Source organism: Candidatus Seongchinamella marina, from assembly GCF_026262685.1.
Classification (GTDB): Bacteria; Pseudomonadota; Gammaproteobacteria; order Pseudomonadales; family Halieaceae; genus Halioglobus; species Halioglobus marinus.
In genome coordinates, this window is record NZ_SHNP01000004.1 from 399,095 (window position 1) to 420,300 (window position 21,206).

At 53.6% G+C, this 21,206-nt stretch carries 16 protein-coding genes; 9 read left to right on the forward strand and 7 right to left on the reverse strand.

Annotation, left to right across the window (positions count from 1 at the left end; genetic code table 11):
• Positions 1 to 3 precede the first annotated feature (3 nt).
• The 3 genes from EYC87_RS13135 to EYC87_RS13145 are packed head-to-tail and all read right to left on the reverse strand — an operon-like array spanning position 4 to position 4,362.
• Positions 4 to 1,185 carry an aminomethyl transferase family protein gene (locus tag EYC87_RS13135; protein WP_279253280.1) on the reverse strand — a complete coding sequence of 394 codons (1,182 nt, stop codon included), beginning with the start codon at positions 1,183 to 1,185 and terminating at the stop codon, positions 4 to 6.
• On the reverse strand, positions 1,185 to 2,747 hold the full coding sequence (locus EYC87_RS13140) for a phytoene desaturase family protein (RefSeq protein WP_279253281.1): 1,563 nt from the start codon (positions 2,745 to 2,747) through the stop codon (positions 1,185 to 1,187). The genes EYC87_RS13135 and EYC87_RS13140 overlap by 1 nt, the downstream gene beginning before the upstream one ends.
• Complete coding sequence (locus EYC87_RS13145) at positions 2,740 to 4,362, reverse strand: phytoene desaturase family protein (protein ID WP_279253378.1); 1,623 nt, start codon at positions 4,360 to 4,362, stop codon at positions 2,740 to 2,742. Before EYC87_RS13145 ends, EYC87_RS13140 begins: the two co-directional genes overlap by 8 nt.
• A gap of 157 nt (positions 4,363 to 4,519) precedes the next feature.
• Here EYC87_RS13145 and betI point away from each other — a divergent pair, with 157 nt between their 5' ends.
• Genes betI through speB form a run of 6 tightly spaced genes read left to right on the forward strand, consistent with a single transcriptional unit; the run spans position 4,520 to position 10,067 of the window.
• Positions 4,520 to 5,164 carry a transcriptional regulator BetI gene (gene betI, locus EYC87_RS13150; protein WP_279253282.1) on the forward strand — a complete coding sequence of 215 codons (645 nt, stop codon included), beginning with the start codon at positions 4,520 to 4,522 and terminating at the stop codon, positions 5,162 to 5,164.
• Positions 5,161 to 6,246: an extracellular solute-binding protein gene (locus EYC87_RS13155; RefSeq protein WP_279253283.1), complete on the forward strand. Its 1,086-nt coding sequence runs from the start codon at positions 5,161 to 5,163 to the stop codon at positions 6,244 to 6,246. Before betI ends, EYC87_RS13155 begins: the two co-directional genes overlap by 4 nt.
• A 9-nt stretch (positions 6,247 to 6,255) precedes the next feature.
• Positions 6,256 to 7,419, forward strand: a complete 1,164-nt coding sequence (locus EYC87_RS13160; RefSeq protein WP_279253284.1) for an ABC transporter ATP-binding protein — start codon at positions 6,256 to 6,258, stop codon at positions 7,417 to 7,419.
• The gene (locus EYC87_RS13165) at positions 7,416 to 8,321 is read left to right on the forward strand and encodes an ABC transporter permease subunit (RefSeq protein WP_007228606.1); all 906 of its coding nucleotides are present in this window, start codon (positions 7,416 to 7,418) and stop codon (positions 8,319 to 8,321) included. The genes EYC87_RS13160 and EYC87_RS13165 overlap by 4 nt, the downstream gene beginning before the upstream one ends.
• Positions 8,318 to 9,127, forward strand: a complete 810-nt coding sequence (locus tag EYC87_RS13170) for an ABC transporter permease subunit (protein WP_007228542.1) — start codon at positions 8,318 to 8,320, stop codon at positions 9,125 to 9,127. Before EYC87_RS13165 ends, EYC87_RS13170 begins: the two co-directional genes overlap by 4 nt.
• On the forward strand, positions 9,120 to 10,067 hold the full coding sequence (gene speB, locus EYC87_RS13175; RefSeq protein ID WP_279253285.1) for an agmatinase: 948 nt from the start codon (positions 9,120 to 9,122) through the stop codon (positions 10,065 to 10,067). The genes EYC87_RS13170 and speB overlap by 8 nt, the downstream gene beginning before the upstream one ends.
• A gap of 33 nt (positions 10,068 to 10,100) precedes the next feature.
• Here speB and EYC87_RS13180 read toward each other — a convergent pair whose 3' ends face one another.
• Complete coding sequence (locus tag EYC87_RS13180) at positions 10,101 to 10,862, reverse strand: SDR family oxidoreductase (protein ID WP_279253286.1); 762 nt, start codon at positions 10,860 to 10,862, stop codon at positions 10,101 to 10,103.
• A gap of 136 nt (positions 10,863 to 10,998) precedes the next feature.
• Here EYC87_RS13180 and EYC87_RS13185 point away from each other — a divergent pair, with 136 nt between their 5' ends.
• Positions 10,999 to 12,552 (forward strand): long-chain-fatty-acid--CoA ligase, encoded by a 1,554-nt coding sequence (locus EYC87_RS13185; RefSeq protein ID WP_279253287.1) that lies wholly within the window; start codon positions 10,999 to 11,001, stop codon positions 12,550 to 12,552.
• Positions 12,553 to 12,627: 75 nt separating this feature from the next.
• Here EYC87_RS13185 and EYC87_RS13190 read toward each other — a convergent pair whose 3' ends face one another.
• Positions 12,628 to 14,307 carry a DUF3336 domain-containing protein gene (locus EYC87_RS13190; RefSeq protein ID WP_279253288.1) on the reverse strand — a complete coding sequence of 560 codons (1,680 nt, stop codon included), beginning with the start codon at positions 14,305 to 14,307 and terminating at the stop codon, positions 12,628 to 12,630.
• A 250-nt stretch (positions 14,308 to 14,557) separates the two neighbouring features.
• On the opposite strand from EYC87_RS13190, the gene EYC87_RS13195 reads away from it, so the two are divergent.
• The gene (locus tag EYC87_RS13195; protein WP_279253289.1) at positions 14,558 to 15,631 is read left to right on the forward strand and encodes an efflux RND transporter periplasmic adaptor subunit; all 1,074 of its coding nucleotides are present in this window, start codon (positions 14,558 to 14,560) and stop codon (positions 15,629 to 15,631) included.
• Positions 15,628 to 18,690 (forward strand): efflux RND transporter permease subunit, encoded by a 3,063-nt coding sequence (locus EYC87_RS13200; protein WP_279253290.1) that lies wholly within the window; start codon positions 15,628 to 15,630, stop codon positions 18,688 to 18,690. The genes EYC87_RS13195 and EYC87_RS13200 overlap by 4 nt, the downstream gene beginning before the upstream one ends.
• 3 nt (positions 18,691 to 18,693) lie before the next feature.
• Here EYC87_RS13200 and EYC87_RS13205 read toward each other — a convergent pair whose 3' ends face one another.
• Complete coding sequence (locus EYC87_RS13205; protein ID WP_279253291.1) at positions 18,694 to 20,247, reverse strand: acyl-CoA synthetase; 1,554 nt, start codon at positions 20,245 to 20,247, stop codon at positions 18,694 to 18,696.
• A 66-nt stretch (positions 20,248 to 20,313) separates the two neighbouring features.
• The gene (locus EYC87_RS13210; protein WP_279253292.1) at positions 20,314 to 21,153 is read right to left on the reverse strand and encodes an acyl-CoA thioesterase; all 840 of its coding nucleotides are present in this window, start codon (positions 21,151 to 21,153) and stop codon (positions 20,314 to 20,316) included.
• Positions 21,154 to 21,206 lie beyond the last annotated feature (53 nt).

Below are 21,206 nucleotides of genomic sequence, written 5' to 3' on the forward strand. Positions count from 1 at the left end.
AGCCTAATAGGGCAGCGCTGGCGTCTGCCGCCGCCGGGGAGGATCAAACACCGGTGACTCGAGGACTTTGCAGGGCGCGTTCACCTTGGTCCAATGCAGTTCTCGCTGGTAGTAAATTTCCGCCACCAGCTCTTCACCTATCGCACCGTGGGGCATCTCCAATTGAGCCAGCGCCACATTGGTCTTGGCGGTCGGACACCAGGCAGCGGAGGTGACCACCCCCACCTGCTTGCCATTTTTGAGGATGAATGAGTTGTTGGCTGGCTTGTTTCCGGCCACATCCAAAATGGCAAAACGATACCGCGACCCCCTGGACTTCTCATCCAGCAGCGCTTTACGGCCATTAAACACTGGCTTATTCAGGTCCACCAGCCAATCTAGCCCCAACTCATAGGGAGACCGCGAGCGTCCCTGCCGAATAGTCTCTTCTGCCGGAATAAAATCCACGCCTGCCTGTATAAACCCGGTTTCAATGCGCGCCATCTCCAGCGCTTCCATACCGAACGGTTTGATAATATGTGGCGCACCGGCGGCAAAAAGACGATCCCACAAATCTTCGGCTTTTTCTGGAGCTATCCATAATTCGTAACCAAGATCACCGGTGAAACCGGTTCTACTCACCATTAGCTGTTCCCCTTCGAAATCAAAATACTCGATTCCAAAAGGCTTTAAGGCATCCAAACCTGACAAGCCCATCGCCATCAGCGCGGCACAAGAAGTCGGCCCCTGCACTGCCAATGCAGCCACGTTCTGGGTCTCTTCCTCGACACAGACATCGAAGCCCTCAGCCGACCACAGCAACCAATCAATGGCTCTGGCATAGGCACATATTCGATAGTCATTTGGGCCCAGGTGGAAAATAGTGCCGTCATCCAGGACCTGGCCCTCATCGTCACACCAAACCGTGTATCCCACGCGTTTTTCTCGTATCTTGCTTACATCACGGGTAATCAGTCGATTCAGATAGGCCTCGGCATCCTGGCCAGTGACTCGATATTTACCCATGGGACTAAGATCAAAGACGCCGGTAGTACTTCGAATCGCGAAATATTCCAGCTCCAAATCGATGTAGGAGTTGGGCGTGGTATAGCCCTTCCAGTTGCCCCAGCAGTTGGTCTCACACGCCGCCGCCACCCGAGAGTGAAAAGGTGTGGTCAGTAACATTCTCTCGTCTGCACCTGCCATTATGCTGCCCCCACTCGCTTGATGATTTCGTTGGCGGCATTGAGCCCGGCCAGCCCCATAACACCGCCACCTGGATGAGATCCCGCACCACACAGGTAAAGCCCATTCACCGGCGTGCTGTACTGATTAGCCCCATGAAATGGCCGCATCATCATTACCTGATCCAAACTGAGTTCGCCGTGATGCCAATGACCGCCAGTCATGCCAAATTCTTTTTCAAGGTCCTGTGGCGTCAACAATTCACTCGCAGTTACCAAACCACGAATCCCCGGCGCATAGCGCTCCAGTAGGTCCAGCACAATGTCGGTAAAGGCTTGACGATGCCCGTCCCAGCCACCTTCTGGCTCATGGGGCGCAAACTGAACAATGGCCGAAATAACGTGCTGGCCATCGGGGGCAAGACCAGGATCGTTCACCGTCGGTATACTGATGTCCATCACTGGCTCTTTCGAATATTCGCTGTACTTGACCGCATTGAAGGCTCGTTCGGCATAGTTCATATCTGGCGCGATCACCAGGCGATGGCCCGTCAATTCGGCCGAGAGACCGGCAAAAGACGGTAATCCACTCAGAGCAAGATGAAGCTTGGCTGTGCCGCTCTTGTTACGAATATTGCTGACACTGCGCACCACGCCGGTTTCAAGATTGCGGTAACCCACCAAGTGCTGAAAGGTAGTGACGGGGTCGACATTCGAAACCACTAGCTTGCCACTGAATTGTTCTCCGCTCGCGAGAGTGACCCCTATGACCTGCCCTGCTTCGCTATCAATACTGGCGACAGCCTCACCGCAGCGAATTTCAACGCCTGCTGCTTTGCAGCTCGCCACCATCGCGTCGGCCAATGCACCCATGCCGCCGCGCAACTGAGCCGGACCATCGTATCCGAACAGGTTTCCCACTCTTCTGTAAAGATAACCAAACACCGTATTCGGCGAGCGCGGACCCATATGCGAGCCCAGCATGCCATCAAGAGACAACAATGCTTTAAGCCGGGGGTGATCAAAGTTCTCTTCCATCACGTCATACATGTTGATCAAAATGATACGCATCAGATCGTTCATATCATTCTTACCCAATAGCTTCAGGCCCAGTCCCAGCTTGATCAGCGTAAGGCGATCTGCAAAATTGGATTCCACCAACTTGGGGGCACGCGTGGAAAATGCCTTTGCCAGAATTTTAGTGAAGCGCATCATTCGAGCACTAAAATCTTCATAGGCCAGCTGATCCTCTGCAGAGATATTCGCTCCCTCCAGCTTAGCGCCTCGCAACACCAGGTGATCTCCATCTTCTGCCAGCGATACGGAGGCAAGATCGCGCGCGGCGAACTGTAGCCCATGATCGACCAGTGACATTGAGTCCATGACCCGGGGACTGAGCTGAGTTAACCACTGGGCGCAAGACGACACCGAAAAACCCGGCGCGAACTCTCGAGTAGCCGCACAGCCGCCGGCAACATCGCCAGCCTCCAGCATTAGCACTTTACGCCCAGACTTGGCCAACGCATGTGCACACACCAGCCCATTATGGCCAGCGCCAACCATTAACACGTCATAGTCAGTCATCGGCATAGCCCTCCGGCACGGTGTTGGGTTTTCGCAGATCGCGCAAAATTTCTCTCGCAGCATTCGCCCCCGGCGCCGCCATGACGCCCCCGCCGGGGTGAGTACCTGAGCCGCACATGTACATGCCTTTTACCGGACCACGGTACTGGGCATATCCTGGGAACGGTCGATTAAACAGCAACTGGTCAAAGGTGAGCTCACCCTGGAAAATATTGCCTTCAGTCAGGCCGACCTCTGCCTCGATTTCTTTTGGTGTGCGAGTCTCACAATGCAGGATCAGATCCTTGAAATCCGGGCTATGAGCGGCGATTTGATCGATCACAGATTTTTCAAATCCTGCTTTATCCTCTGCGGTCCAATCATTGCCATGGACCTTGGGTGGGCAGTACTGAACAAACACCGTCATCATATGCTTGCCAGGGGGAGCCATGGTGGGATCTGTTTGCGTTGGAATCAGCACATCTACGTAAGGATCTTTGGACCAGGTGCCGTCTTTCCAGTCGTCATAGGCACGTTCAATGCGTGGCAGGGAATCAGAGAAGTGATAGTCACCCAGCATCAATGGGCTGCCCTGATCAAGACCGGTAAACGAAGGCAGTCCGTCCAGTGCAATATTCAACTTGCCAGAAGAACCGCGTATTTTAAAGTTCTGGGCCTTCTTAATAACCTCACCAGGCAAGTCTTTCTCATCCATCACATCAAGAAAGGTACGCTTGGGATCCAGGTTAGAGACCACGGTATCGGCATACAACTCGGTACCATTTTTCAGCGCAACGCCCCGCGCCTTGCCGTTGCGAACAATAATCTGGTCAACATCGGCGTCGCAGATAATTTCACCGCCAAAGCCCTGAAAAGACTTGGCCAAGGCTTCGGCCACAGACCCCATGCCCCCGCGGGCAAAGCCCCACGAACCCACATTGCCATCGACATCGCCCATATAGTGATGCAACAAAACGTACGCGGTACCCGGTGAATAAACCCCCAATGCGGTCCCGATCACGCCAGTGCCGCCCAGGTGCGCCTTGATGACATCTGACTCGAAATATTCGTCAAGAAAATCACCCACGCTTTTAGTCCAGAATTTGAGCGCATCAATCAGCCCCGCCTCACCCAAGTCCATAAAAGACTTACCGTATTCCATGAGATCCTTTAGATCGCGCAGTTTTAATGAGGTGGGGTCTGGCGGGGTTTTTAACAGAAACGGCCGAATCAGGCGGGTCTGCTTCATCACATCTGCGGTGTAACGCTCGTAGGCATTGGCGTCGCGCTTGGAATGGCGAGCCATTTCCCGATACTGTCGCTCGTGATCGTAAAAGTTGCCGTAATAATCGCCGTTGCGCATGAAGGTGACTCCACCCCCGTAGGGTACGACCTGGAGTCCATGGCGGGGCAATTCCAGATCGCGCACCAATTCCGGGCGCAGCAGACTGCAGACGTAGGAACAGTTAGAGTAGGTCCACCCTTCATAGAGTTCGCGGCTCACCGTCGCCCCACCTATATAGCTGTTCCTTTCCAAAACAGCCACGTCCAGCCCGGCTTTCGCCAGGTAGGCCCCATTGGTGAGGCCGTTGTGGCCAGCACCAATCACTATCGCATCATACTTTTTCACAGCAATGTACGCCTGTGGCGCCCTCTTTGCCTTGTTTTACATTGCCGAAGAATGCCACGAGAACTTTCTCATTGTCCAGCATTGAATGAATGGTCATTCATTTCAATTTGACCGGAAAGCATGCTTAAATGGTCAGCAGATTAATAAGAACGGTTAATATTGAGTGAACTCTCCTGCCAAAGCACCCCGTGTTCAGCCTCCCGAAGTTCGCCGGGAGCAATTGATCAGTGCAACCATGAAAAGTATTGCCCGCAACGGCCTGTCGGGCACCACGATGGCGGAAGTGACCAAAGAGGCTGGCCTGAGCCTGGGTATTGCCAACCTGCATTTCAAGAGCAAAGAGAAGCTGCTTATTGAAACACTCACCCATATGACCGGGGAATATCACGACGGGCAACAAGAAATACTGGAGGGAGGACGCTACCCCACCGTGGCGGAAAAAATAGAGGCGCTGCTGCAATTTGATTTTTCCAGTCGGGTCGCCACTCGCGATAAAATTGCCGTCTGGTTCGCTTTTTGGGGAGAAGCAAAATCGCGCCCTACTTATCAACGCATTTGTCGGGATATCGATATTCGAGCGGAAAAATCGCTATCAAACCTGTTCCAGAAAGCCATCGATGAAGCTGGCTATAAGCACGCAAGTGCCGCTACGCTGGCCAATGGCTATACCGCACTGAGCAACGGGCTCTGGTTGAATCTATTGCTCTCCCCAAAACAATCCAAACGCAAGCAGGCCAGACAGGTCGCCCGCGACTACCTTGCCAGTGCCCTCCCCGAGCACATCAGTGCGGTGGAACCCACCAAATGAAGCGCCTCATTACAGCCACCATTGCCCTGGCACTGAGCGCTACAACCTGGTCTGCAGAAGAATCCGTGCTGAATATTTACAACTGGGCCGACTACATTGACCCGGACATCATTGAAGAATTTGAAGCCGAGTACGACATTAAAATCAACTACGACATTTACGATTCCGCAGAGATGGTTGACACCAAACTGCTCACCGGCGGCAGCGGCTACGATATTGTTGTTCATGCTTCGACTAATTCAGAGCTGCTGGTTCCTATTGGTGTGTACCGACCAGTAGACCACTCCCGTCTGCAGAACTGGAGCAACATTGAGCCCTCGATCCTAAACGCGTTAAAAGAAGCCTCAGGCAGAGACACCATAGGGGTTCCCTATATGTGGGGCACAACGGGCTTCGCCTATAACGTGGATATGATTCTCGAGCGCATGCCAGACGCACCGGTTGACAGCGCAGACCTGGTATTTGACCCAGAAATAGTCAAGCACTTCGCCGACTGTGGTGTAACGCTACTAGAGGGAGCCTCTAGCGTCATTCCTTTTGCCATGATTTACCTGGGACATCCTAACGATTCGGTGGAGCCCGAGCACCTGGCCGAAGTTGAGGAAATGCTGAGCAGCATCCGTCCTTATATCAAGTACTACAACTCAGCAAAAATGCTGCTCGACTTGCCCAGCAAGGAAGTCTGCATAGCCATGAGTTGGTCCGGTGACTATTCGGTAGCGAGCTCCAGGGCTGCAGAGGCAGGCGTCGACATCAACCTTGCGTATTCAGTTCCAATTGAAGGCTCCACCAGCTGGTACGACATCATGTACATTCCCGCCGATGCTCCCCACCCCGATAACGCGCACTTATTTCTGGATTTCCTGCTAAGACCAAACGTCATCGCCAGGGCCAGCAACTATACGGGTTATGCCAACGCCAACGCCAAGGCGACAGCACTGGTGAACCCCTCAATTCGAAACGATACGGCGATCTACCCAGACCAGGCGATAAAAGATCGACTCGAGGTGGCGCCAACCCTGGTGCCAAAGCTGGAAAGACTTCGTTCGCGAGTCTGGACTAAAGTGAAAAGTGGGCTGTAAGGAACAGCAATGACAGATACCGACAAAAATAACGAACCGATAAGCCAAAGCTGCCAGGGAACCCCCTGGAAGGATGAGACGCAGACGCCGTTCATCAAGATCATCGAAGTCAGCAAACGTTTCGAGGACGCCACCGCCGTCGACAATGTGAGCCTGGATATCTATCGTGGTGAACTGTTTACCATACTGGGCGGTTCCGGCTGTGGAAAATCCACACTGCTGCGAATGTTGGCGGGCTTCGAACCACCTACCAGTGGCCGCATTTTCATTGATGATGTCGATATCACCGACATGCCTCCCTACGAACGACCGATCAACATGATGTTCCAGTCTTACGCCGTGTTCCCGCACATGAGTGTTGCCCAGAACATTGCCTACGGCTTAAAGAAAGAAAAGCTCGCCAAAGCTGAGATCAAGGAGCGAGTTGAAGAAATGCTGGAATTGGTACAGTTGACGGACTTTGCCAAACGCAAGCCAGACCAGTTAAGCGGTGGTCAGCGCCAAAGGGTAGCCCTGGCGCGCGCACTGGCCAAACGTCCCAAAGTACTGCTGCTGGACGAACCCCTCGCAGCCCTGGACAAAAAATTACGGGAACAGACCCAGTTCGAGTTGATGAACCTACAAGACAGACTGGGCACCACGTTTGTCGTAGTCACCCACGATCAGGAAGAAGCCATGACCCTGGCCACCCGCATTGCCGTCATGAAGGAGGGCAGCTTCATTCAAACCGGCACTCCGGGTGAAGTCTACGAATTCCCCTGTAACCATTACGTCGCTGACTTTTTTGGCAATATCAATGTTTTTGACGCTACAGTGATTGGCAACGGTGAAGGTAGGGTCGAGGTCGAACTGGATACCAGCGGCACCAGAATCATCGCACCACACCACGAAACAATCAGCGAGGGATCTCGAATCCAGATCGGCGTTCGCCCTGAAAAATTGCTGATCAGCACAGAGGCCCCGACAGGTGAACAATACACAATTACCCGCGGGGTGGTAGAGGATCTCGCCTACTACGGAAATCGTTGCGTTTATCGCGTTCGCTCGCACACCGGGCGAATTATTCAAGTCAGCGCCCAGAACTATCAGCGCAGCGCAGAATTGTTACTGGAATGGGATGATGAGGTATATCTGAGCTGGGACACCCAGTGCAGCGTGGTACTTAGCGAATGAGTATCATCGCCAACCCCGGAAACCGGGATCGACTTTGGCGCAGCAGCGTTATCGCCCTACCCTATCTCTGGCTGGGTCTGTTTTTCCTGGCCCCCTTTGCCATTGTCTTCAAGATCAGTCTCGCTGAACCCCTCATCGCGCAACCGCCTTTCAGCCCCCTATGGGGCATAGCCGAGGACGGTACGCGCAAACTATTGGCCACACTGGATAACTACCTGTTCCTACTGGAAGACAAGCTGTACTGGGTCAGCTACCTGAAATCCATTAAGATCGCGTTGATCTCTACCCTGCTCTGCCTGCTGCTGGGCTTTCCCATGGCCTATGCAATTGCCAGAACTCCGCAGCCCTGGCGAAACCTGCTACTGCTGTTAGTCATTCTGCCCTTCTGGACTTCTTTTTTGCTGCGGGTTTATGCCTGGATCATCATGCTGGGGAAGGAAGGGCTCATTAACAATGGGTTGCTGGGAATTGGGATAATCAACGAACCTATTAGCCTGCTTTACACCGATGTCGCGGTATACATCGGCATTGTTTATACCTACCTGCCCTTCATGATTTTGCCGCTTTACACCACCTTGGAAAAACTGGACCTGGATTTGCATGACGCCGCGGCGGACCTGGGCGGCAAGCCCCTTCATGTTTTTCGCGACATCACGCTACCAATGGCAATGCCAGGCATCATTGCTGGCAGCTTGCTGGTGTTCATTCCTGCGCTTGGAGAATTCGTGATTCCGGCGCTACTGGGTGGCCTGGATTCACTAATGATTGGACGTACTCTTTACGACGAGTTCTTTATGAATCGCGATTGGCCGCTGGCTTCAGCAGTGGCCACCATCTTGCTGTTCATACTAATACTGCCGATCATGCTGTTTCAGCGGTTACAGCAGGAGCCGCAGCAATGAAGCGCTCACCCACCTTCCTGTACTCCATGCTCGCTTTCGGCTTCGCGTTCCTTTACATCCCGATTTTCGTCATGATGCTTTACTCGTTCAATGACTCACGCCTGGTCACCGTTTGGGGAGGCTTTACCACGCGCTGGTATACCGCCCTTCTGGAAAACGAGCAGATTCTTGAGGCTGCATTACTAAGCCTTGAGATAGCAGTAACCAGCGCAACGCTGGCAACTGTCCTGGGCACATTGGCCGGTCTCGCCATGAACCGCATGGGACAGTTTCGTGGGCGCACTGTGTTCAGTGGCATGATTGCGGCGCCGCTGGTCATGCCGGAAGTTATTACCGGCCTGTCATTGCTGTTACTGTTCATCAGCTTACAAGAACTCACTGGATGGCCGGCCAGCCGCGGCGCTAACACGGTTACCATCGCCCACACCACATTTGCCATGGCCTATGTTGCGGTGGTTGTGCAGTCCCGACTGGCCTCCATGGATCAGTCGCTTGAAGAAGCCGCAATGGACCTTGGCGGTCGCCCATTCAATGTCACCTGGGACATCACTTTGCCGCTGATTATTCCCGCAATGGCATCGGGATGGCTGCTGGCATTCACCCTTTCGCTGGACGACCTGGTGATCGCCAGCTTTACCTCTGGCGCCGGCGCCAGTACCCTGCCAATGGTGATTTTCTCCAAAGTAAAACTGGGAGTCACACCAGAGGTGAATGCTCTGGCCACATTAGTGATTGCCATCGTATCCTTGGGCGTACTCATTGCCGGCTGGAATATATTAAAAAAACAACGGAGCGCTCATGGCTAAAGAACTGACAGATCTCGCTATCACCCGTGAAAGTCTTTATGGGATGACAGAAGAGCCTACTTATTCCGGAATCACCAGCTTCCTGCGCCGCCGCTACACCCGAGACCTTACCGGCGTAGACGTTGCCGTAACAGGCGTGCCCTACGATCTCGCTACCACCAACCGCCCTGGCACGCGACTGGGACCCAGGGGAATTCGCGCCGCATCCACCATTATGGCCTGGGGAGACGCTGTGGACGGATGGAACTTCGACCCATTCAAAGACCTCGCGGTTGTTGATGTCGGTGATTGCAACTTCGACCCGGGTCGACCCGAGCAAGTGCCCGAGGCTATTTATCAACACGCGCGGGATATATTGAACGAAGACGTGGCTCTGCTTAGCCTGGGCGGTGACCACTTTATTTCCTACCCCTTACTGCGAGCCCATGCGGAAAAGCATGGGCCTCTATCGCTTATTCATTTCGACGCGCACTGCGATACCTGGAAGGATGAAGAGGGTCGTATTGATCACGGCACGATGTTCTACCACGCTGCAAAAGAAGGCGTTGTCGATGCCGCGCACTCTGTTCAGGTTGGAATGCGGACCTTTAATGTGGATTCCCACGGCTATCAAGTTTACGACGCCGATTGGGTCCATGAAAATGGCGCCAAGGCCACCATCGACGTGATTAAAGAAACCGTAGGCAATCGTCCCTGTTACCTCACCTTTGACATCGACTGCCTTGATCCAGCCTTCGCACCCGGAACCGGTACACCTGTTATCGGCGGTCTGAGCACTCAACAGGCACGAAAAATCTTACGCGGCCTCGCCGGCATTAACATTGTTGGAATGGATCTGGTAGAAGTCGCACCGGCTTACGACGTCAGTGAAATCACCGCCCTGGCCGGGGCAACACTGGCGCTGGACATGCTCTGTCTTTATGCCAAGCGACCCACGTGAAAAGAAAGTCCACCTGCGCGCGAAAAAAATATTTCAGAGCATTCGCGGATGCTCACTCACAGTCCCCCCCTCTACCGGAAACTGGCCTCCGGTACAGAAGGCCGCTTCCTCAGAAGCGAGGAAAAACGCCATTGCTGCGACCTCGTCAACTTTACCCATGCGCCCCATAGGCGACATACGCGCAAGTTTGGGCTCCAACTCGGGCATCTCGTTCACTGCCTGCTTCAGAATGGCTGTCATGGTAGCGCCGGGGTGGATTGAGTTGGCGCGAATATTCAGGCCCTCGGTGGCGCAGTGCACCGCTACCGATTTAGTGAGGCCAACGACGCCAGCCTTGGAAGTGCAATAAGCCACGTCACCTGGAATGGCAAGGTAAGAGGTAGAACTGGCCGTATTTACGATAGATCCTGCTGACCCTTCCGGATTTTTCTGCATCACTTTTATCGCCGTCTGACACCCTAACATCATCCCGGTCAGGTTTACCGAGAGCAGGTTCGACCAGGTTGAAATATCCGCCTCGACGATCGACTGATTAGACACAATTCCGGCGTTGTTCATCAGCGCATCCAGTCGCCCGTAATCACTGCCAAGAAGATGTTCCAAGGCCTGCCAATGCTCAGGCAAACGCACATCAAGATGCAGAAACTGCGCTCCATGCTGCTCAGCAACGCGCAACCCCCCGGCGTCATCGACATCACCCAACACCACCCTGGCGCCCTCAGCACAAAAGCGCTTGACCATTGCCTCTCCGATGCCAGATGCGCCGCCGGTCACCACCACCACTTTGTCATGCATACCTGTCTCCACGGGTTTACTAATGATTTTCGGTACAACTGTGCCCTACAAAAAAAATCGGGGCATTGACAATAGCCCGATCTCTGAACAGACTCCTTGCTCGCTTCAGTCATAAAAACAAGGATCTATCAGGACCATGCTAGTCCATCACTTTCTAGAATACTACGCTCGCAATACGCCTGAACTACCCTGCCTGACATTGGGGGAGAACACCTCCAGTTACGGTGAGGTAAACACTCTTTCCAATCAGATCGCTCACGGCCTGTTGGCACTGGGAATATCTCGTGGGCAAAGAATCGCGATTCTGGGCGAGAATAGTCTGGAACACCTGCTGCTCTTTATGGCAGCCAGCAAAATAGGCGCAGTCACAGTCTCATTGAACTACCGGCTGGCGCCGGCTGAGCTGGCATTTATCATTAACGACGCCAACTCCCGTGTACTGGTTGCGCTGGATGGAATGGAAGACTCTCTCACCGGACTGCGTCAACAAATTGATGACGACATCACAGTAATCTCCCATGGTTTTGCTGACACGCTCTCGTGGAACGAATGGGTCTCGCAATATCCAGAAAGCTCACCCAACATTGAATCAGACCCACAAGACGCCTACATCCAGCTATATACCAGCGGCACTACAGGCAATCCCAAGGGCGTTGTCAGCTCACACTTTAATATGCTGTCGCTGGTCACCATGAACTCTGTAGCGACACCACACAGGCCCAGTCCAGGCATGGCAACCATACTCTGCGCTCCCTTGTTTCACATCGGCGGAGCAGGATCGATCGCCTATAATATTTTCTCGGGCATTCACACCCTGTTGCACCGAACGTTCGACCCCACCAAGGTGGTCGCGGACATGGAAAACCATCCGGTCAGCAATATCTTTATGGTGCCTGCAATGATTATGGCAGTGCTCCAAATGCCAGACATAGAACAACGCGATTTCAGCAAACTGAAGCAAATTTTTTACGGTGCCTCACCGATATCAGAAACAGTCCTGCGCCGAGCCATAGAAGTCTTTCAATGCGATTTCATCCAGATGTATGGAATGACTGAAACGACAGGGACAGTGGTCAACCTTTCGGCGGAAGATCATCGACTGGCACTGGAGGGTCAACCGGACCTGCTTCGTTCCTGTGGTCGCACTTCGGTAGGAGGACAGGCCAAAGTGGTTGATCTTGAGGGTAATGAACGGCCCACGGGCGAGGTTGGGGAGATCTGGTTAAAGTCTGACACCAATATGAAATCCTACTACAACCTGCCGGAAGCGACGGCGGCCAACCTGACAGACGGCTGGGTGCATACCGGGGATGCCGGTTACATGGACGAGCAAGGCTATCTTTACCTGAAGGACCGGATGAAAGACATGGTGGTCAGCGGCGGAGAAAACATCTATCCAGTGGAGGTCGAAAATGCATTGGCCAAACACGACGCGATTGCAGATGTGGCTGTGATCGGTGTACCTGACGAAAAATTTGGCGAAGCCCTTCTCGCTTTCGCAGTGTTAAACAAGGATTCCTCCCTGGACCTGAATGAAATGGTCGAATTCTGCCGCGACAAAATTGCCGGCTACAAAATACCGCGGCAATTACAGATTGTTGATGAACTGCCGCGCAATCCGTCGGGTAAAATTCTCAAGAAAATACTACGGCAGCCCTACTGGGAGAGCACAGAGCGAGGCATCGGTTAAGGCGTGCAACGCAGCTCTTTTTCTGTGCTTTAACTATTCTACGCGGGGGATACCCCATCAGCACCCGCAGCGGGTTTAAGCCGCCTCGCTTTTTGGAGCTTTATTTTTTGGTGCTTTTTTCTTTGTTGCCTGGCTTCTTTTCGAAGACTGCGCCTTGCTGGTGGTCTTCTTGGGAGCAGGCTTCTTGCGCGTAGCTGGCTTCTTCACGTTATCCGATTCCACCCGATGCTCACGCAAAGCCTGGCGATCCGAGCGCGTCGGAGACGGACGCCGACGAGACGCCCTGGGGCGATGGTATTGATCAGCATCGGGACGAAGGTCTCCCGACTCGAACCGATGCAGCAATTCTTCCATCGTACGACTTATTTGGGTACATAAGCGGATAGTTTCAACCTGGGGATACGCGGTTCGCTCACCCTCAAGCATAAGCTGTACCAGATCATTTTCTGAGAGATGCGAAATTAATTTTGCCGGGTTATACCAACGGAAATTGGGAACGATGTTAACGTCACCACTGTAATCCTGGTCGATCAATGCGTGCACGGTGTTCATCGCCATATTGAAGCGAGGCCAACTGTCACCCTTGTTCTGAACCATATCGCGATAGAGATTCAACACCTCTCGCCCTACACCGACACCAAACCCGGTAAGAGAACGGGTAAGCGCGCTGCGCTCCTCTTCGGTATCAATAAACGGGGTCACAATCGGATTAACCATACTGACAATATAATGGTTAGTGCTGTAAAGGCGTGACAATCGCTTGGCCGGGAGGTCGTCGGCAATGGAACCGTCTACCCACCGGCGTGTAGGCAAATAAGGTTGGGACTCACCGTGCACATTTTTGGCCATTAACATCACTGGCGGGAAAACGCCGGGCACCGCACAAGAAGCCATAACAGCAGAGCGTACATAGACGTTGGGGGAGGTAATGGCATTGAGCAAACGTGAGCGTTGATGCGGTTCGGCTGAAGACACTGTGATACTGATCTGGCGACCGGTCTTTTCATACGCCTCCTGAAAGGTCATATCCGGGATCATGCGAGCAATAAGACGCTCCAGATCACCGACATCGATCTGAGGGTTGGCACCGAAAAACATGCGCGAAAACATGCTCGCCTCGCGCTCCGCCTCAAAATGCACATTGGCCGGCTCATAGAAATGTTCCAACTGCTTTTCGGTATGCGTTCCGACCACGCCGGCTACCAGTGAACCTGCGCTGGAACCGGAAATAACCCGCGGTAACAATCCCCGATCAAGCAGCGTCTTGACCACCCCAAGGTGATAAAAACCTAACACGCCGCCACCACTGAGCATCAGCGCGGAACGACCGAAACAAATATTCGCTCGATAAAAAAAGTCCAGCTTGTCCTGCACGTCCAGCTGGTCGGCGGGCAACTCGGCCAAATAACGCAGAGCGTCGTCCACTTCCTCAATATACTGTTCAATGAGGCCTTTGGTACCGAAGTTGGCCTTGCGATATAGAGAGGAGCGACCCATACCGCCCATATTGCCGTGAATACCTTCATTCAAGGTAAACAACAGGCCCTGATAATCATGCCGGGCTCGCAGGCTGCGCAATCGGTCTAACCGCAGCCGAATCTGGGCGTAGTCGTACTGAGTTGACTGGTCTACTTGACGCCAACGTCTGGCACCAGACAGTTCATCATGCTCAACTGCCAAAAGTTGCCACTGCTCATAGCTTTCGGCCGTTGTCATCTGCTTTTGCAGTTTCTTGAGCCTGGTTGATTTTCTCACCAAATTACCTCTTTGAGACCGCCTTGATTAGGGGGCTTTGGCTTAGCATAAAGCAATTTGTAGGCAGCGAACACATTGCAATCTTGATCATAATCGAGTGGGATACCTGAATGACCCCAAATCTCGGGTTTGCCTCGGCCCCGCTGCCTCCCCCACGCTGCAGTATTTCTGCCATTAACCGTGAAATAACTGTAAAACTGGCCTAGACTGAAGCCATCTCCCTGAAAACAACAGATAAAGTGAGACCGCATTGCGCCCTTACCTGACCGTTATTTTAATCCTGGTGCTGATTTTCGGCTCGATTACCGGCTACCTCTTCAACAAGTTTCAAACTCTGGCTAATACAGATTTCACACCGCCGCCGACCCTGGTAACAGCCACTGAGGCAAGAATTGATACCTGGCCCACTACCCTGGAGGCTGTCGGTACGATTCGTGCCGCCCGCGGAGCCAATCTCGCTGCGGAGACCAGCGGCGAGATTATTGCGATACCGGTCAAATCAGGCGAGCGGGTGCAGGCAGGGCAACTCCTGCTAACGCTCAACGACAGTGTTGAACAGGCGAGCAAAAAGCGGCAGGAGGCGAACGTAGTGTTGGCCCGGCAGCTTCACAAGCGGGACGCCAGCTTGATCAAACAAAAATCCATTCCCCAAACCCAATACGACCGCTCTCGCGCCGCGCTGGATGCGGCGATAGCCACCTTGGCCGAGACGGAAGCACGCTTGGACAATAAACGAATTGTGGCACCTTTTGCTGGCACTGTTGGCATTACCGAAGTAAAAATCGGCGATTACATCGAATCAGGTACGGTCATTACTACCCTGCAGGACTTAAGCGACCTGGAGGTAGATTTCTCGGTGCCAGCACGATTTTTCCCTCGCTTGCGCTCCGGACTTGGTATCGAGCTGAGCACAGCAATATCGGAGCAGGTATTTACTGCAACCCTGGAGGCCCTGGACATTGCGGTGGATCAGGCCACCCGCAACCTTGCGCTGCGGGCTCGCATCATCGACAGCAACGGTCTACTCCCGGGAATGTTTGCCCAACTGCGAATCGATCTGGACCAACCTATGGACTTGGTTACCTTGCCCGAGACGGCGGTCACTTATTCACTGCAGGGCAATACTGTTTACATTATTGAAAAAGATCCTGAGGGCATGACGGTCACACCGCGAGTGGTGCAGACTGGGCCGGTCAAGGACGGTCGAATCGCGGTGACCTCTGGATTGGAAGCTGGCGACCGGGTCGTTAGCGTCGGCCAGAACAGGCTGTACCGCGGAGCCAGGGTCACCCTGCAGGACAATTCTCCGGCATTCACCCAATGAAATTCACCGACGCCTTCATCCAGAGACCCGTACTCGCCATCGTCATCAGTTGCCTGCTGCTGCTACTGGGCGGTGCATCCCTGTCAAAAATTGGACTACGCCAGTTTCCCGAACTGGAGCGCAGTGTCATCTATGTCAACACCTACTACCCTGGCGCCTCTGCGCGCACCGTTCAGGGTTTCGTCACTACGCCACTGCAGGTGGTCATTGCCGGCGCTCGTGGCATTGAATACATGAGTTCGGAGAGCAATCCCGGCGAATCCAATATCACCATTTATGTTCGTCTTGGTGAGGATAGCAACAACGTTCTCAATGAAGTCATCGCCAAGGTGAGTGAAGCCCGGGGCAACCTACCCAGAGACATTGAAGAGCCGATTGTTTCGGCCACGGGTGGAGGAGACGGATTAATCTGGCTGGGGTTTTACAGCGAACAAATGACTCTGTACCAGGTCACCGACTTTCTGTTGCGCAGCGTACAGCCGGAGTTGGCAACATTGCCCGGCGTTGGCAAGGCGAACGTTTTTTCATACAAACTGGCCATGCGCATCAGGCTGGATCCTGTGCGTATGGCGGCGCTGGGAGTCACCGCTACTGACGTCAACGCCACCATCCTGCGCGACAACTTTATATCGGCTGCAGGGGCCACCGAGGGTAACCTGGTAAGGGTCACCGTGGACGCACGAACCACGCTTCAAACCGAGGAAGAATTCCGCGGCCTGGTGGTAAGGCAATCTGGCGATGAGCGAATTTTACTTGGCGATGTGGCAGACATCGAACTGGACTCTGAGACCGATCAGGTAAAAACACTTTCAAGCGGTAAAGCTGCCGTTTTTCTATCAATCACTCCCACACCGGATGCCAACCCTCTGGAAGTCTCCAGGGCAGTGCACGCCACCCTGCCGAAGATAGAAGCCGCACTGCCAGCCGACATGGACATGTTAATCGACTGGGACGGCAGCGTAGTTATCGATGAGGCCATCAGTCAGGTACTCACCACATTGATTGAGGCCAGCGTCATTGTCATTTTAGTGATTTACCTGTTTCTGGGCTCACTGCGTGTCGTGCTGATTCCGCTGATCGCAATACCGCTGTCGCTCATTGGCGTGGTCTTCCTGATCATGACCATGGGATTCAGCCTAAACTTACTGACATTGCTTGCATTGGTCATTGCCATCGGTCTGGTGGTCGATGACGCCATTGTCGTGGTAGAAAACGTGCATCGTCATATTGAAGAAGGTGCAAGCCCATACGCCGCGGCAATTGCCGGCGCTCGAGAAGTAGCTTGGCCGGTTGTTGCAATGACCCTGACCCTGGCGGCCGTTTATGCGCCCATCAGCTTTATCGGCGGCCTTACCGGCGCACTGTTCAGCGAGTTCGCCCTGGCCCTGGCGGGAGCCGTCATCGTGTCGGGCGTAGTCGCATTGACGCTGACTCCCATGATGTGCTCCCGGGTACTCAAAGATTCAGCGCATCAGGGGCGATTCGCTAATTGGCTGGACCATCGCTTTGAGACGCTAATCCAACACTATCGCCACTTCCTAGCGACTTGCCTGGACAATCGTGGTGCAGTGCTGCTGCTCGCCGGCGTGCTTCTCGCCAGCCTTCCGGCTCTCTTCTTTCTCGCTCAGGAAGAACTGGCCCCTGAGGAAGACACTGGGGCTGTCTACATTACGGGCAGTGCACCTCGCTATGCCAATCTGGCCTATCAGGATTTTTATCTGTCCCAGATCGTCGACATATGGCAGGAAATCCCAGAATTCAGTCACAGCTGGCAAGTCATCAGGCCCGGCAGCAACTTTGGTGGAGTAACACTGCACCCCTGGGACGAGCGCGAACGCGACCAAAAGGAACTGCTGGCAGAATTGCAGGGTAAGCTCTCACAGATTACCGGCATGGAATTATTCGCGTTTGGCGAGCCATCGTTACCCGGTTCTGACGCGGGACTGCCGGTCAGCTTCGTTGTTGCCTCAACCGCCGAATACCGGGAAATAATGCGCGTCGGCGAAGAACTGCTTGCCGCGGCCAGAGAGTCCGGTTTGTTTGCCTTTGTCACCCAGAGTCTCAATTTTGATCGGCCGGAAATTACCGTAGAAATAGACCGGGACCGTGCGTCTCGCCTGGGTATATCCATGCAGGAAGTCGGCGAGACTCTAGCCGTGATGCTAGGCGAAGCCGAAGTGAATCGCTTTACCCTTGAGGGTCGGTCCTACAAGGTGATACCGCAAGCCGGCAGAAACTTCAGGCTAACCAGTGATGAACTTGAGCGCTATTACCTGCGCACTGATAGCGGCACATTAGTGCCACTTTCCGCCGTAGTCACCCTGAACTCTCGAGTTGAGCCTAACTCCTTGACCCAGTATCAGCAGCTTAACAGCACCACGATTCAGGGTTTTATGATGCCTCCCAACAGCCTGGGTGCGGGCCTGGAGTTTCTCGAACAAAAGCTTAATGAAATAGCTCCCAGTGGATTTCGCGTCGGTCACACGGGCGCGTCGCGACAATTCGTGCAGGAATCGGCTTCGTTCCCGGTATTATTTGCCCTATCGCTCTCGTTGATCTTCCTGGTGCTAGCGGCTCAATTCAATAGCTTTCGAGACCCGCTGGTGGTGCTAGTCACCGTACCGCTATCAATCTTTGGTGCCGTAGTGCCCATCGCCCTCGGCTTTGTGACGCTCAACATCTACTCTCAGGTAGGGCTACTGACACTGATAGGCCTGATCAGCAAACACGGCATATTGATCGTGGAATTCTCTAATAAGCTGGCTGGGCAGGGAATGGATAAAAGGGAGGCGGTGCTAGAGGGCGCATCCAAGCGTCTGCGTCCCATACTAATGACAACTTTCGCAACTGTGCTGGGAATCTGGCCGCTGGTGATTGCCAGCGGCGCTGGCGCGCAGAGTCACTTCAGCATTGGAGTCATGATCACCTGTGGAATGCTGGTTGGCACCCTTTTCACTCTGTTTGTGGTGCCAGTGTTCTACCTGCCATTTTCCAAAGCGGGAAAGCGAACGTCGAGCCTTAAAGTGGAAGTAGAACTCACCCGACCTACCGCGACCTAATTGCTATTGTTCTGGCTTGTCGTCGGAACGGGAGCCGCCCTTGTATTCTTCCATCAAGTGACGCTTGTAAAGCTTGCCATTATCCAGCCGTGGCAAGCTGGGGTGAAAATCCAACGCCTTGGGCAACTTAATATGCGATAACCGCTCACGCAGCCATTCCATGATCTCAATAGCGGTTTCATCGGTTGCATCTGCCCAATTCATGGGCTGCACAACGGCCTGTACTTTTTCGCCAAACTCATCGCAGGGCAAACCAAATACAGCAACATCGGCCACCTTGTCGTGAGTGATCAGCAGGTTCTCTATTTCCTGGGGATAAACATTAACCCCGCCAGAAATAATCATGAAATTTTTGCGGTCTGTGAGGTACAAAAAGCCATCTTCATCGAGATAGCCCACATCTCCGGTAGTAGCCCAACCTTCTTTGCTATAAGCACCAGCGGTCTTTTCGTCTTCCTGATGATAGTGAAAGACTGCCTGTTCACCCCCGAAGTAGACCGTGCCGATTTCACCAACCGGAAGCTCACTACCGTCATCGCTCACTATGTGCAGCTCTCCAGACACTGCAGGACCCACGGAGCCCCGGTGAGTCAGCCAGCCCTGAGAGTCAATCATGGTCGCACCAATACCCTCGCTGGCGGCGTAATACTCGACAATAACCGGACCCCACCAGTCAATCATGCTGGCCTTCACCTCGATCGGGCACGGTGCTGCGGCGTGGATAGCAAACTGCATTGAACTTACATCGTGGCGATCTCGCACTTCCTGTCGGAGTTTTAGCATCCGTATAAACATGATCGGAACCCATTGGCTATGCGTCGCCCGGTGTTCTGCAATCAAGGCGAGGGCCCCTTCAGGATCGAATTTCTCCATAACGACCGTGGTGCCTCCCTGGTAGAGAGTCATCATGTTGTAGTGCAATGGAGCTGCGTGATAAAGGGGCGCAGGAGAAAGATAGACCGTTTCTTCGCCAAACCCGAAAAGCTCCCCAAGCCGCGCAGCCATTGGCGGAGTATCAACTTCCTCGCTCGGAGGTGGCACCAGAACGCCCTTGGGCTGACCGGTAGTACCCGATGAGTAAAGCATGGGGACTCCATTTTGTTCATCCTCTATAGGCGACGCGGCTTGCAGACTTAAAGCTTCCTCCCAGGAGTCGAAGCCATCTGTAATACCGCCGACCATCAAGAAGTGTTCCACCCCGGATGCATCTTCCTTTGCGTGTATCGCCGCCTCTTTTAGTGGATGCGAACCAATGAACAAGCTGGCACCGCAGTTGGACAAGACATATTCTGTTTCATCTCGCTTGAGGTGCGTTGCAATGGGGGTAAAGATCAAACCGGATCGCTGCGCCGCCCAGCATATTTCCAGGAAACGAGCGTTATTTTCCATCATCAGGGCAATATGATCCCCGGCCTTCAGTCCCAGCGAGCGAAACAATTGGGCGCCCTGGTTTGAGCGTTCATCCAGCTGACGGTAGGTGACCATTTCTCCGGAGCCACCCATAATAATGGCGGGCTTGTGAGGAAAGGTTTGAGCGGTAATACAAGGGTGCGGCATAGAACAATCCTGAGGCTATTGCTTATCCATAAACACTAAAGGGTCTAGTCGGCCAAAGCAACCGACTCAACGCTTGCGCATCAAACCTTGCTGCATGACAGTAGCCACATGCACACCTTCACGACTGTAAAACCGTCCACTAACCAGCGTCCTTCCTCCACTATTGCGTTCCAGGTCAGCAGAGTGCAGCAGCCACTCATCGGTTCGGCAGTCCGCGTGAAACCAGATAGCGTGATCAAGGCTGGCGATCTGCAAGCCCCTGTCCCAGTAGGATCGACCATGCTGAATCAGGCCCGCATCCAACAGCATCGTGTCGGAGAAATACGCTAGCACATTGCGGTGCAGCGCAGGGTCATCCGGCATAGGCCCGGTAGTTTTCATCCAGTTGAACAATTGTCCCCGACGCTGTTCAGGATTGGCCCATTGAATCGGGTGAACCATACGCACATCAATATCTTCGCCGGTGGTGATCATGAAGTCCTCATCAAAAATTCCATCAGTCTTGGCGCGCTCGCGCTCTGACGGTAAATCTTCTGGAGCTGGAACTTCCGGTACGGACTCCTGAAAGTCGAAACTGTCGTCGGGCCTCTGAAAAGACATGGAAGACACCAGGATTGTTCTGTCGTCTTGCGATGCAACTACCCGGCGAGAATTGAAACTACCGCCGTCCCTGGCCCGCTCCACCTGATAATGGATCGGTCGGTCTGTTTTACCCTCACGCAAGAAATAGGCATGCTGCGAGTGCACAGCCCGATCAATGTCGACCGTGCTTTGAGCCGCTTCCAGCGCCTGGGCCAGCACTTGTCCGCCATATACCCTGAAACCCTTGGGGTGCATGATCTCACCCACGAAGCCATCATCACCTGAGGGCTCAAGGGTCAGAATGTCCAATAACTGCTGCAGCATGGTACTCGTCCAAATAGTGAAACTAACGCGAGCGGCTATTATCCAGATATCCG